The following is a 13019-nucleotide window of genomic DNA, read 5'->3' as shown; positions in this document are numbered from 1 at the left end:
GAACCGTCTGAGCATCACGGGACCTCTGGGGCTCAGGCAGTGGGGTTGTTGGGCTGGCCCAGCAGACGCCCGTCGCGGTGGGGATCGCCCAGGTGGACGCGGGGCAGCGGCACGGCGGCGATAAGCTTGGCCAGCAGGGCCTCGAGCTGCACCCCATCGGCTAAGGCTTCGTAGGAGAGGATGATGCGGTGGCGCAGTACCTCGGGAGCCAGGTCACGCACGTCCTCGGGCAAGGCATACTCGCGCCCACGCAGGATGGCTAAAGCCTTGGCCCCCAGGATCAAGTTAACGCTGGCGCGAGGGCTGGCCCCGAAGCTGATGTAGCGACGCTGCTCGGGCTGGCCTACCTCGCCGGGTTCACGGGTCGCCCGCGCCAGGTTGACGGCGTACTCGGTAACCAGCGGGTGCACGTAGACCTGATCGGCCATATTCTGCAGCTCGAGCAGCTCCTGGTGGCTCAGCTGCACCTCGACCGGGGGGAATTTCGCGGAAACCCGCTCGACCACCGTGATCTCCTCGTGCAAGCCGGGATAGCCCACTACCACCTTGAACATGAAGCGGTCTACCTGGGCCTCGGGCAGGAAATAGGTACCCTCCGACTCGATGGGGTTCTGTGTGGCCAGCACCAAAAAGGGGTCGGGGAGCTTGTAGGTCTCCTTGCCGATGGTCACCTGCCGCTCCTGCATGGCCTCCAGCAGCGCGGACTGGATCTTGGCTGGCGCGCGGTTGATCTCGTCGGCCAGGATCAGGTTGGCGAACACCGGCCCCAACTCGACCTCGAAGGCGGCCTCCTTAGGGTTGTAGATGCGGGTGCCGATGAGGTCGGCAGGTACGAGGTCGGGGGTGAACTGGATGCGCTTGAAGCTCGCACCGATGGCTTCGGCCAGGGTCCTGATGGCCAGGGTCTTGGCCAGCCCCGGCACCCCCTCGATGAGGATGTGCCCCCGGGCCAGCAAAGCTACGAGCATGCGCTCGAGCATCAGGTCCTGCCCCACGATGATCTTCTTGACCTCGAAGAGCAGGGTGCGCAGCCTCGACGAGGCGTCTATGACGGCCTGGGGCTCGAGGGGGGTAATCGGCTTATCCATTGAGAATCCTCCTGGAGATCGCGCGAAAGGGGGTGTTTACGCAGAATCTTCGTCCGTGGGGGGCGAGCCAAAGGTGACTCAGGTGTCAATCCCCGAGGCCGCCTCAGGTGCGATTGTTCGGCTGGGGACTGGGGGGCTCGAGTGGCGTGGTCGGGGTGGGGCCAGGGTTGATGGGCTCGAGCGGGATGAGCTCGGGCGAGCCTCCGGGCTGGCCGGGCAGCGGGCCCATGCCGGAGCCGGGCTGCTGCTCCTGCCCCGGACGCGGAAGCTGGTAGAGCCGCCCGTCCTGGTAGATGAAGATGGGGCACTCCTGCGGCTGCTGCCCCTGGCCCGGCTGCGGCTGCTGGCCCTGACCCGGCTGGTTGCCCCGGCCCGGCCCTGGCAGCGGGATCAACTCCTGCGCCCCCTGATCCGGTGGGGTCTGGGGGAACTGGAACTGAACGGGCCGAGCAAATTCGGCAGCAGAAGAGGCAACATTAGACGCGCTCGAGCCCTGCGAAAGACGCCCGGCGAAAAACCCCGTAAGCAGCAGGCCCACTCCAGCCACAACCAGACCGGAGAGCCGGAGCCAAGGAAATTTCCCTGCGATGGTTGCCATGGCTCAGTGTAGGCGCCTTCGAGAGCGGCGATCAACAAAGCAAGGCACAGTGTTTGTGAAGATGCACTGAAGAGCCTCCCAGGCTCGAGGGCTGCCGACTCGGTGGGTATCAGCTTTCAGCGTCTTGCGTTCAGCGCTCTACGGACGACGCAAGGCCCCAATACAATGACCCCGTGCACTTCGACGAACTCATTCGCAAAGCCCGCGTGGTCGATGGCTGCGGCAATCCCTGGTTCTACGGAGACGTGGCCATCGCAGGGGAAAAGATCGCGGCCATCGCTCCGGCAGGACAACTTTCTACCCGTGAAGCCAGGAGGGTGCTCGAGGCCGCGGGCCGGGTACTGGCCCCGGGTTTTATCGACATCCTCTCCCACTCCATCCAGCCCCTCATGCGCGACGGGCGCTGCCTGTCGAAGATCACCCAGGGCGTGACCACCGAGATCATGGGTGAGGCCTGGACTCCGGCCCCCCAAGGCGGGCTCATCGGCTCACGCAAGCTCGCGCCCTACGTACCCGAGGTGTGGAACGAGCGCATGAAGACTTGGAGGCGCTTGGGGGACTGGCTCGAGAGCATGCTCGAGCACGGCGTATCGCCCAACGTGGGCAGCTTTCTGGGCGGGGGCACCCTGCGGGAGTACGCTTGTGGGATGCGGATGGGCAGGGCTGGCCAGGGTGAACTCGAGACCATGCGCCGCGTGGTGCGTGAGGCCATGGAAGACGGAGCCTTCGGGGTGTCTTACGCGCTCATCTATCCGCCAGACGACTACGCCGACACCGAGGAGATCGTGGAGGTCTGCAAGGTCGTGGCCGAACACGGCGGGCTCTACATCACCCATCTGCGCTCGGAGAGCGACCGGCTGCTCGAGGCGCTGGAGGAGGCTTTGGAGATCGGGCAGCGGGCCAATCTGCCGGTGCAGATTTACCACCTCAAGGCTTCCCGCGAGGACAACTGGCCCAAGATGGCCCAGGTGATCGCCCGGATCAACCAGGCCCGGAAGGCCGGGCAGGACGTGAGCGCCGACGTATACCCCTACACCGCCAGCGGCACCGGTCTGACGGCCATGCTGCCCAACTGGGTCGCGGAAGGGGGCGAGCTCTACGAGAAGCTGCGTGAGCCGGGGGTACGGGCGCAAATCCGGGCCGAGCTCGAGGGTCCCAACCCCAACGTGGACACCCGCTCCCGCCCTGAGTCCGTCATGCCCGTGGGCTTCCAGAGGCCTGAGAACCAGGTCTACGTGGGCAAGCGCCTCTCCGAAATCGCGGCCATGCGCGGCCAGGACTGGCTCGAGACCGTCTTCGACCTGCTGGTGTCGGAGGGGCAGCGCATCAGCACCATCTACTTCAGCATGAGCGAGGACAACCTACGGCTCGAGCTTTCCCAGCCCTGGACCATGATCTCCACCGACGCGGGCGGCTTCGACCCTGAGTGGGCCAGCGCCTACGGGCCGGTCCACCCCAGGGCCTATGGCAGCTATCCCCGCGTGTTGGGGCGCTACGTGCGCGAGGAGGGCCTGCTGAGCCTGGAGGAGGCCATCCGCAAGATGACCTCGCTGCCCGCCAACCGCCTGTGCCTGTTCAACCGGGGCCGCATCGCCGTAGGCTGCCAGGCCGATTTGGTGCTCTTCGACCCCGCCGTCATCGCCGACCGGGCCACCTTCGAGGACCCCCACCGGCTCTCGGTGGGCGTGCAGGAGGTGTGGGTCAACGGGGTGCGGGTGCTCGAGGGAGGCCAGCACACCGGAGCCACGCCGGGGCAGGTCGTGCGGGGGCCGGGCTGGAGGGGCGTTCGGCTATCGGCTGGCGAAACTACCTGATCTCTACCCCCGCCCACCGCTCGAGCAGCCTCGCCACCGCCGTATGGTCCACGTCAGCCGAGCCCACCTCGCGTCTGGCGACCTCGAAGAACTCGCGCAGTTGGCGCAGCAGAGGGGCAGGTGTGCCGGCGGCCTCGAGCACCTTCACGCAGATGCCCATGTCCTTCGCCAGCAGCCCCAGGGCAAAGGTGTTGGGGAATTCGCGGCTGAGCACCCGCTGCCCGAAGAGGTTCTCCGAGACATTGGAGCGGCCCGAGGAGGCATTGATGACCTCGAGGGCCAGCTCCAGGTTGATGCCCTGTTTGGCCAGCGCCACCATGCCCTCGCTCAAGGCCCACAGGTTGACCGCCAACAAGCCCTGGTTCACCGCCTTGACCGCGTGACCCGCCCCCAATGGCCCCACGTGCACGATCTTGGCCGCGTAGCTCTGCATGACCGGTTTGGCCCGTTCGAAGTCGGCCTCGGACCCGCCGCACATCACGGTAGCCCTGGCGTTGATGGCCCCAGCCACCCCGCCCGACAGGCAGGCGTCGAGGTAGCTCACGCCCTTGCTCGCCAGCCGGGCTGCGGTCTGCTTGGCCAACTCGGGTTCGCCCGAAGTATGGTCTACCCACAATGTTCCTGGGCGCAAGTGCGGCAAAAGCGCGCAGGCTAGGTCATCGACGTCCTTGGAGACGGGGACGCAGGTGAAGATGATCTCGGCCTCGGCGGTCTGCTCGAGGCCCACCGCTTTGCTGCCGAACTCGAGGGCATGCTGCTGAGCCTTGCTTGGGGTCCGGTTGTAGACCAGGGTCTCATAGCGCTTGGCGAGGTGCCCCGCCATGGGGTAGCCCATCGCGCCCAGACCGATAAATGCCACCTTCATAGCTCCTCCTCAACGATTGCGTCTGTCTTAATCTCCACCGGCGTCTCGGGGTCGATGAGGGCGCTGCCTTGCAGCATGGGGATGTCGTGGCGCATGGAGAGAGAATACAGGATGCAGCTAGCCCTCCAAAAAAGCCCGTGCCCCATCGGCGACGTACTGCACCGCCAGGGCAGCCAGCAGCAGCCCCAGCACCCGTGTGACCACGTTGATTCCGGTGCGACCCAGCAAGAAGCGCAGGCGACTCGAGGCTCGCAGCAGGAAATAGGCGATCACCAGCACCACCGCGGCCATACCCAGCACAATCCACAGCCCGAGTTCGACCCTGCGCGATTCGCCCGCCAGGATCAGCACGCTGGCTAGGGTTCCCGGCCCGGCGATGAGGGGGATGGCCAGCGGGAAGACCGAGACATCGGAGCGTTCCCTGGCCTCGTCCTGCTCTTCCTTGGTCTCGCGCTCCCACTGAGCAAACACCATGTCCACGGCGATGCGGAAAAGCAGGATCCCTCCAGCAATGCGCAGGGCCTCGAGGCTGATCCCCAGGTGCTCGAGCAAAGGCCCTCCGACCAGAGCGAAGAACAAGATCACCCCACCCGCGACCAGGATGGCCTTTCGAGCGATGCGAAGTTGCTCAGAACGGGGGCGGTTTCCCGCCAAGGCCACAAACATCGGCACCATCCCCACCGGGTCGATGACCACGAAGAGCGTCAGAAAAGCCTTGCTCGCCAGCTCCAGCATATGGGCCTACTCGAGGTAGCCCTCGAGGTCGTCCTGAAGCCGCTCGGCGTCTTTGGCGGTGCGGGTTACGATGAAGATGGTATCTTCCCCGGCCAACGTCCCCACAATTTCGTCCCGCGCGAGGCGGTCGAGCAGCAAAGCGATTCCCGTGGCGTGTCCGTCGGCAGTACGCAACACCAGGATGTTCTCCCCCCGGTCCACGTCGTGTACCATCTCGCGAAACATACGCCGCAGCTCCTCCTCCACGTCCTCGGCCAAGGTCACCGCCGCGAGCGCATACTTATGCCGACCCCGGCCCATGGGCATGCGCACCAGCCGCATCTCGTTGATGTCCCGGCTCACGGTAGCCTGGGTCACCGCATAACCACGCTTGCGCAGTCGATCGACCAGTTGAGCTTGGGTAGAGATATTCTCCTGGGAGATGATCTCCTGAATAGCTCGGTGACGCTGTTCTTTGCTCGCCATAACAATCCCTCTGCAGTTTGCGCAGGTGAGTATACATCATTTTTATGCAGGGAGGATGCTTTCCGGGTGCAGAAGGCCAAGCGCCGAGCGCCCTTCGATCACGGTTTTGGGCGCTCAGCGTTTTGCGTATTGCGCTTTTATTCGCAAAAGGCCCTAATCCCGCTCACGCTCAGCGACGGGTTCGGGGACTTCGCGGGGATACATCTGGTCGAGCATGCGCGAAAGGCGGTCCTCGGGTACCAGGCCCTCACCGATGCTCAGGCGACCAGTCCGCAGTTCCTGCATGGCCCAGGTTACCGCGTTGGGGTCGGGTTTCTCCCCCTCCAGGGTGCGCATCTTGGGCCACTCGGGGGGCTCGAGGACGGTGTTCTTGAACTGGTAGCGCAGCAGTTGCTGGGCGCGCTTGGCTACCACGACGGTGAGTCGGTACTTGGAGTCGGTTAGGCTCAGCAGATAATCAATACCAGGTTCGGCCACGCCCCGATTTTGACCACCCCTCCTCAGCCTGTCAAGACCCCGCCTTGCGAATTTTTTCCTCCAGGACAGCGTTTTTTGCGTCAATTTCCGAGTCGTGGGTCAGGGCTTGCGCGATGGCCTCCTTCATTCGGGGATAGCGCAGGCGTTCGGCACGGATGATAGACATGAAATCATTCACCGCGCTGCCCAGCTCATCGTTGACCACCACGTAGTGGAAGTTGTGGGCGGCCTCCATCTCACGCTTGGCCTGGGCCAAGCGCTTCTCGATCTTCTCCAGGCTCTCGGTGCCTCGCAAGAGCAGGCGGTGCTTCAATTCGGAGAGCGAGGGTGGGACGATAAAGATCATCACTGCCTCAGGCGCTTGCTTGGCGACTTGCAAGGCTCCCTGCACCTCGATTTCCAGCAGGACGTCGAGCCCCTTGTTCAAGGCTTCCTCCACCGGCTCGCGGGGGGTGCCGTAGTAGTTGCCCACGAACTCGGCGTACTCGAGGAAGCCACCTTGTGCGATGCGAGCCTCGAATTCCTCCTTGCTGACGAAGTAGTAGTCCTGGCCGTTCTTTTCACCAGGGCGCGGCGCGCGAGTGGTCATCGAAATAGAGTAGTGCAGGCTTCTGTGCAAGTACCCCATTACCTGGGCTCGGATGGTGCCCTTGCCCACCCCCGAAGCCCCTGTCATCACGAACAGCGTTCCTCTTGCCACAGCCCTCTCCTCCGGAGAACTACTGCAAACCACGGCATCCTACCAGAGGCTCCGCGGTCACACAAGGCGGATTGAGCCACGCATGGAGGCAATTCAGGCATTCAGGCCTAATTCAGACCAGTAAGTTTAAATGTGGGTGCTATGATGCTGGCGATGTCAGGTATGCCCCTATTGAGGTGGCCATGGAACTAAAAGTCGGTGTGGTTGGCGTGGGGGTTATGGGAACCTACCACGCTCAGATCTATGCAGGCCTGCCGGGGGTCAAGCTGGTGGGCGTGGTTGATCCCGACCCCATGCGGCGGCGGGTTATCGAGCAAGACCTCGAGGTGCCTGCCTATGCCGATCCCGAAGCCTTGCTGGGTCGGGTACAGGCGGTAAGCATCGCCTCTCCCACCTCCCATCACTACCAGCAAGCGCGGCTGTTCCTGGAGGCTGGCGTTCACGTGCTGGTGGAAAAGCCTATGACGCCTTCCCTCGAGCAAGCCCGCGAGCTGGTGCGCCTGGCCGAGCGCCGGGACCTGGTGCTCCAAGTAGGGCACATCATGCGCTTTTACCAGGCGGTAGCAGACTTGCCCAACCTGGTGGGAAATCCCTGGGTGATCGAGGCCAGGCGGGTGAGCAACAACCGCCGCATCCGGGACATCGGCGTGATCCTCGACCTGATGATCCACGACCTGGACCTGATCCTGCTGCTTCTACGGGAAAAACCCCTGCGCTACACGGTGGTGGGTCAGGCCCTCGACGGGCGCGACGAGTACGCCCACGCCGTGCTCGAGTTCCCCTCCGGAATCCAGGCCGTGCTCACCGCCAGCCGAGTCTCTCCCCAACCCGAGCGCTCGCTGACCATCACCCAGCCGGGTGAGGTGGTGCGCATGGACTTCACCAACGACCCCTACACCGAGCTGTCCATCCACCGCGCCATGAGCAACGGCGAGCTGGGCAGCCCTACCCACGTGCACGTCGAGCGCACCTCCATCCACAACGAGAACCCGCTGCGCCGCCAGCTCAAGCACTTCGTCGATCGCATCCAACGCGACGATCCCCCCCTGGTGACCCTCGAGGACGACCTGTTGGCCCTCGAGATGGCCCTCGAGCTTTCCAAGATGCTCAACTCCCTGCCGCAGGACCGGAGGGTGCTGCCCTACCCCAGGTGAACCTGTCTCCTGTCTATGGATATCACGCAAATTCTGCAGTTCCTGCCCCATCGCTACCCCTTCTTGCTCATCGACCGCGTGCTCGAGGCCGACGAAAAGCGCTTCAGGGCCCTCAAGAACGTGAGCTTCAACGAGCCCCATTTCCAGGGTCACTTCCCCGGCTACCCCATCATGCCGGGGGTGCTGATCCTCGAGGCCATGGCCCAGGCTTCGGTGGCGGTGGTCACCAAGCAGCCGGAGTTCAAGCCCGGAGGCCTGGTATTTCTGGTCGGGGTCGAGGAGGCACGCTTCCGCAAACCGGTAACGCCCGGCGACAGCCTGATCCTCGAGGGCGAGCTTTTGCAGTACCGCCGGGGCCTGGGCAAGGTCAGGGTCGAGGCCAAAGTGGAGGGTGAAGTTCGGGCCGAGGCCACCCTGACCTTCGTGTTGCGCAACGAGGGCTGAGCCGTTATGACCCAAACCCTCATTCACCCCACGGCGGTTGTCTCACCCAAAGCCCGGTTGCTTGGCCGGGTCGAAATCGGCCCCTACGCGGTTATCGAGGGACCCTGCGAAATTGGCGACGGGGTTCGGATTGCGCCACATGCGGTCATCCTGCCCTACGTGCGCCTGGGCGAAGGGGTCGAGGTGGGTGCCCACGCGGTGCTAGGTGGCGAACCCCAGGATCTGAGCTTCAAGGGGCAGGAAAGCTGGCTCGAGGTCGGCGCACGCACCATCCTGCGCGAAGGGGTCACCCTGCACCGCTCAACCCGCGAGGACCGCCCTACCCGTATCGGCGCGGGCTGCTACCTGATGGCCTACAGCCACGTGGCTCACGACTGCCAGATTGGCGATGGGGTGATCCTAACCAACAACGTCATGCTGGCCGGTCACGTCAGCGTGGGCCGGGGTGCGGTGCTCGGTGGCGGTGCAGCGGTACACCAGTTCGTGCGCATCGGGGCTGGCGCGATGCTCGGGGGCATGGCGGGCGCCCGCAAGGACATCCTACCCTTCACCCTAGCCACCGAGGTTCCGGCCATCCACTACCGGCTCAACACGGTGGGCCTGCGGCGCAGCGGCGTGAATGGAGAGCGCTACAAGGCCCTCGAGCGGGCTTTTCGCGCCCTGCGCGCCGGCGACCCCCTCCCCGAGGATCTTCCCGAAACCCCAGAGGTGCTCGAGCTTCGCGCTTTCCTCGCCAGCCCCAGCAAACGCGGCATCGCCCGCTTCGTGCAGCACATGGCGGAGTGGGAGGGGTAGGGCCCGCGGCGTCGGTGTTCGGAGGCCGGCCTCCTCAAGCACTCACCCTCTCCCCCGCCACCGGGAACTCGTGGCGGTGGTGCATGACCCGCACGGCGTAGTCGTAGGTGAAGTAGCTGTAGGCCCAGTTGCCCAGCACCATCAGGCGGTTGCGGAAACCGACCAGGTAGTAAAGATGCACCCCCAACCAGGCGGCCCAAGCCGGGAAGCCGTTCAGGCGCAGTCCCTTAATCTCGGCAACCGCGGCATTGCGGCCCAGCGTCGCCATGTTTCCCTTGTCGAAATAGCGGAAAGCCCTCTTCTCCTCTCCACGCAGTTCACGCAGGATGTTCTGCGCGGCCAGGCGGCCTTGTTGCATGGCCGTGGGGGCTACTTGCGGGTGAGGGCGACCATCTTTGTACTCTAGGAAGTTCATGTCACCCGCCACGTAGATCTCGGGGTGCTCAGGCACGTAGAGTTCAGGGGTAGTGGCGACGCGGTTGCCCCGCACGACCTGCAAGCCGGGTATCCCCTGCCCGGTTACCCCGGCAGTCCAGATGGCGGTAAAGGTGGGTATGAACTTGCCGCTCTCCAACCTGACCCCATCGGGCCGAATCTCCACCACCCGCTCACCAAGCCATACCTCCACGCCCAGCCGCTCGAGGAAGCGCTGGGCATAGCGGGCTGAGGAGGGCGCGAAAGCATCGAGTAGCCGGCTGCCGGTTTCGATGAGGATGACCCGCACCTCACGCAGATCCACGCCGGGGAAATCCCGGGGGATCACGTGGCGGCGCACTTCGCCCAGCGCCCCGGCCAGCTCCACGCCGGTCGGTCCGCCTCCCACGATCACCATGGTCAAAAGGGCCCTACGGCGGTGTGGGTCTGTGGTGCGGCTGGCCTCCTCGCCAGCCGAGATCAGACGATCCCGAATGCGCATGGCATCGTCGAGGGTCTTCATGGCGTAACCATATTGCGCCACGCCCGGCAGGCCGAAGTCGTTGGTCTTCGTGCCCAACCCCACGATCAGGTAGTCGTAGGGCACCGGCCGGCCCTCGACCATCAGCACCCTGGCCTTGGGATCGATCCCCTCGGCACTTCCCAGCAAGAAGCGGGCGTTCTTGTGCCGTCGCAGGAAAGCCCGAATCGGGAAAGCAATCTGGGGGGCCTCGAGGCCTGCCGAAGCCACCTGATAGAGCAGGGGCTGAAAAAGGTGGTAGTTGTTGCGGTCTACCAGCGTCACCCGCACCGAGGGCTCGCGCGAAAGCTCCCGCACGGCGTTGAGACCCGCGAATCCAGCGCCCAATACAACTACGTGTTTCTCGGCCATCTGGCCTCCCCCTTCTTCGTGGCCTTCCCCGGGTTCTGGGGACATTGGTCCCCTCAAGGACAAATGTACTTCTTTTCACAAGATGATGAGGGGTTCTGTGACACAATTCACAACAACTCCCCTCAGCGCCGCCAGCGAGCAGGAGCCATCGCCCGAATCAGCAGCACGCCCACGATAAAGCCGCCGATGTGGGCCCAGAAAGCGACCCCCGGAACCCCACCGAAGGACTGGAGCAGTTGCAGCAAGAACCATAGCCCCAGGTAGATCACGGCTGGAATGAGGATGGGGAAAAAGCCCAGCAGGCTCACGATCAGCGCGCCGGGATAGAGCACGATGTAGGCCCCGAGCACCGCAGAAATCGCCCCCGAAGCCCCGATCATGGGCGCATCGCTGCCATAGGAAACGAGGCCCTGGGTCAGGGCCGCTCCTACCCCCCCCAGCAGGTAGAACAGCAGGAATCCCCCATGCCCCAGGCGATCCTCGACGTTATCCCCAAAGACCCACAAGAACCACATGTTCCCCACCAGGTGCCCAATTCCGCCGTGCAGGAACATGCTGGTAAAAAGGGTGGGCCACTCGGCCAGGGGGTCGGCGAAAAAGTTAGCAGGAATGAAGCCGTAGGTGTAGATGACGGCCCCGGGATCGTTGAGTACCCACTCCCACACGAAGGCCAGCAGGTTGGCAACGACCAGGGCAGGCACCAAGACCGCACGGCGGCGCGGGCGGTTGATGTCGTAAAGGGGGAACATGGGCCAAGTTTACAGGCTCACGTGCGGAGCAAAAACAAAAAATCCCGGCAGAAGTCGCCGGGATTGAAGGCTCGAGGCTCAGTCCACCAGCACGTTAATCTTGCGGGGCTGAGCAGCTTCGGCCTTGGGGATGTCTACGTAGAGCACGCCGTGCTTGAAGTTGGCGCTCACCTTGGAGAGGTCGTAGGTGTTGGGGATGGTGAAGCTGCGGGCGAAGGTGCCGTAGGCCCCCTCGAGGCGGTACTGCTGCACCCCCTCGGGCCGGTTGAAGGGCCGCTCGGCCTTGACGCTGAGGGTGTTGTTCTCGGCGGTCAGCTCGACGTTGTTGGGATCGACGCCGGGCAGGTAGATGGCGAAGTGCAGGCCCTGGGCATCGTCCATGACGTCAACCAGGGGGGCATAGGTGCGGTTACCGTTCTCGGGGCGGGTCAGGCCGAAGTTGCGGAACAGGCGTTCTTGAAGCTCCTCGATTTCTCTGAAGGGATCGAAGCGTACCATCATTTACCTCCTGTTTGAATAATAAAACTTGAGTACTATATTGTCAAGTTTATTAATCATCGCGAGTTATAAAAGTTAAGGCCGGGATAGTCTCCCGACCTTGAAACGAAGCGGGCTCTCACCAACGAACGAGGGCCGCCAAGCCGCCCAATTCCTCACGCAGGCGGGCCTCAGCTTCGCCGCGAACGATCTCCAGCCGCACGTTGTAGGCCTGGGCCAGGGCAGGCAGGATCTCCTTCAAGGAAACTTCCTCCAAGCGCTCCCCAGGGCAATAAGCTTCGGCGGCCTCGCGGGTGAGTTCCACCCTGCCCGAGGCGCAGCGAAACACCCTCACCTCCAGACCCCAGGGCACCACCAGCAGATGCAAGCGTCCTTCTTGCAAAGCCTCCAGCACCCCCTGTAAGCCCCAGATGCCCCGCTCACGAATGGCGTCGAGCAGCTTTTCCTCGCGAGCGCGCTCGAGCGGAGGCAACTGCTGCTCGAGGGCCTTGAGAATCTCCCCTGGGCCGACCCTAGAGTGCGGCATGGAGGGCAGGATGTAGGGTTCGGGGAGGCCGTCGGGCAGGTGGGCGGCGAAGTTCTTGGTGTCGGGGTCTGGCCCCATCAGGATGAGCCGTCCGATCCCTCTGGCCTTCATGACCTCAGCCAGCCTCTGGGCCATCTCCCGGTAAAAGCGCTCGGTCCACTCGCTCATGCGCTCATTGAAGTGATCCTTGCCACTGCCCCCCGAGGCCCGGCCCACATACCCAACGGCTCCGGGACCAGCGCTGCGCCCTCCGGCTGCCGTAGCATCCTCTCCCAGGTCGCGCCATTCGTTGGCAGCGACTGCTCGAAAGGCCCCCTCGAGCTCCTCCACCCGCCCCATGTGCAACTCGAAGAGCCGCCATTTTTCCCGGTCTACCAACACCACCGCGTAGCGCTCGTACTCGTCGAGGGCGTAGATCAAGGGGGTCAGGTAAGGTTCGCCCCAACGGAGCTCGACCCCATCCGGCAGGGGCAGCTCGGTCTGGAGGTCATAAGCCTCCACCCAGTCTTCCCCGGCAAAAACCACCCGCAGACGCCCTTCCGGTAGCCTCTCCATCGCGCTCAGAGCCCGCTCGAGCACCTTTTCAGGCACCCCCAGAGCCTTCATGGCTTCCCTGGCCCTGGTCACATAGGCCTTGCCCGAGTTGCTGGGGTTGGCCGGATTGATGTCAAGGTAGAGCGAGAGTATGGGGGCGGGTTTCACGGCGATCTGCTGGTGAATGCGGCGAATGTTCTCCCGGTTGAGCATGCAGGCCTCCTCAAGTTCGCACCCTCCTGCGATCTGCTGGTGCATCGCATCTCGCGTC

Annotated in this window: 15 protein-coding genes; 4 read left to right on the top strand and 11 right to left on the bottom strand. The window is 64.0% G+C overall.

What is annotated here, in order from left to right:
* Window positions 1–32: 32 nt before the first annotated feature.
* Both B047_RS0104085 and B047_RS16235 read right to left on the bottom strand, forming a co-directional pair.
* A complete protein-coding gene (locus B047_RS0104085) occupies window positions 33–1088 on the bottom strand; it encodes an AAA family ATPase (RefSeq protein WP_018465683.1) in 1056 nt (351 codons plus the stop codon).
* A 103-nt stretch (window positions 1089–1191) separates the two neighbouring features.
* On the bottom strand, window positions 1192–1686 hold the full coding sequence (locus B047_RS16235) for a hypothetical protein (protein WP_018465682.1): 495 nt from the start codon (window positions 1684–1686) through the stop codon (window positions 1192–1194).
* Between the two features lie 173 nt (window positions 1687–1859).
* On the opposite strand from B047_RS16235, the gene B047_RS0104075 reads away from it, so the two are divergent.
* Complete coding sequence (locus B047_RS0104075; RefSeq protein ID WP_018465681.1) at window positions 1860–3500, top strand: N-acyl-D-amino-acid deacylase family protein; 1641 nt, start codon at window positions 1860–1862, stop codon at window positions 3498–3500.
* Here B047_RS0104075 and B047_RS0104070 read toward each other — a convergent pair.
* The 5 genes from B047_RS0104070 to gmk form a co-directional block, all read right to left on the bottom strand.
* On the bottom strand, window positions 3493–4365 hold the full coding sequence (locus tag B047_RS0104070; RefSeq protein ID WP_018465680.1) for an NAD(P)-dependent oxidoreductase: 873 nt from the start codon (window positions 4363–4365) through the stop codon (window positions 3493–3495). The genes B047_RS0104075 and B047_RS0104070 overlap by 8 nt on opposite strands.
* 117 nt (window positions 4366–4482) lie before the next feature.
* On the bottom strand, window positions 4483–5100 hold the full coding sequence (locus B047_RS0104060; protein ID WP_018465678.1) for a MarC family protein: 618 nt from the start codon (window positions 5098–5100) through the stop codon (window positions 4483–4485).
* A gap of 6 nt (window positions 5101–5106) precedes the next feature.
* Window positions 5107–5565, bottom strand: a complete 459-nt coding sequence (gene argR, locus B047_RS0104055; RefSeq protein WP_018465677.1) for an arginine repressor — start codon at window positions 5563–5565, stop codon at window positions 5107–5109.
* A 153-nt stretch (window positions 5566–5718) separates the two neighbouring features.
* A complete protein-coding gene (gene rpoZ, locus B047_RS0104050; RefSeq protein ID WP_018465676.1) occupies window positions 5719–6042 on the bottom strand; it encodes a DNA-directed RNA polymerase subunit omega in 324 nt (107 codons plus the stop codon).
* 31 nt (window positions 6043–6073) lie between these two features.
* Window positions 6074–6742 (bottom strand): guanylate kinase, encoded by a 669-nt coding sequence (gene gmk / locus B047_RS0104045; RefSeq protein ID WP_026234563.1) that lies wholly within the window; start codon window positions 6740–6742, stop codon window positions 6074–6076.
* A gap of 182 nt (window positions 6743–6924) precedes the next feature.
* Between gmk and B047_RS0104040 the strand changes: the two genes are divergently transcribed.
* Genes B047_RS0104040 through lpxA form a run of 3 tightly spaced genes read left to right on the top strand, consistent with a single transcriptional unit; the run spans window position 6925 to window position 9135 of the window.
* Window positions 6925–7896 (top strand): Gfo/Idh/MocA family protein, encoded by a 972-nt coding sequence (locus B047_RS0104040; protein ID WP_040779310.1) that lies wholly within the window; start codon window positions 6925–6927, stop codon window positions 7894–7896.
* Window positions 7897–7911: 15 nt separating this feature from the next.
* Complete coding sequence (gene fabZ / locus B047_RS0104035; RefSeq protein WP_018465673.1) at window positions 7912–8340, top strand: 3-hydroxyacyl-ACP dehydratase FabZ; 429 nt, start codon at window positions 7912–7914, stop codon at window positions 8338–8340.
* A 6-nt stretch (window positions 8341–8346) separates the two neighbouring features.
* The gene (lpxA, locus tag B047_RS0104030) at window positions 8347–9135 is read left to right on the top strand and encodes an acyl-ACP--UDP-N-acetylglucosamine O-acyltransferase (RefSeq protein ID WP_018465672.1); all 789 of its coding nucleotides are present in this window, start codon (window positions 8347–8349) and stop codon (window positions 9133–9135) included.
* A gap of 34 nt (window positions 9136–9169) precedes the next feature.
* Here the strand turns inward: lpxA and B047_RS0104025 are convergent, their stop codons facing one another.
* The 4 genes from B047_RS0104025 to B047_RS0104010 form a co-directional block, all read right to left on the bottom strand.
* Window positions 9170–10441: an NAD(P)/FAD-dependent oxidoreductase gene (locus tag B047_RS0104025; RefSeq protein WP_040779307.1), complete on the bottom strand. Its 1272-nt coding sequence runs from the start codon at window positions 10439–10441 to the stop codon at window positions 9170–9172.
* A gap of 122 nt (window positions 10442–10563) precedes the next feature.
* Window positions 10564–11190, bottom strand: a complete 627-nt coding sequence (locus B047_RS0104020) for a rhomboid family intramembrane serine protease (RefSeq protein WP_018465670.1) — start codon at window positions 11188–11190, stop codon at window positions 10564–10566.
* A 78-nt stretch (window positions 11191–11268) separates the two neighbouring features.
* A complete protein-coding gene (locus tag B047_RS0104015) occupies window positions 11269–11688 on the bottom strand; it encodes an Hsp20/alpha crystallin family protein (protein ID WP_026234562.1) in 420 nt (139 codons plus the stop codon).
* 118 nt (window positions 11689–11806) lie between these two features.
* Window positions 11807–12961, bottom strand: a complete 1155-nt coding sequence (locus tag B047_RS0104010) for a VLRF1 family aeRF1-type release factor (protein ID WP_026234561.1) — start codon at window positions 12959–12961, stop codon at window positions 11807–11809.
* Window positions 12962–13019: the final 58 nt, after the last annotated feature.

The sequence above is a fragment of the Calidithermus timidus DSM 17022 genome (assembly GCF_000373205.1).
Taxonomy (GTDB): domain Bacteria; phylum Deinococcota; class Deinococci; order Deinococcales; family Thermaceae; genus Calidithermus; species Calidithermus timidus.
This window is presented reverse-complemented; position numbering and strand designations above follow the sequence as displayed.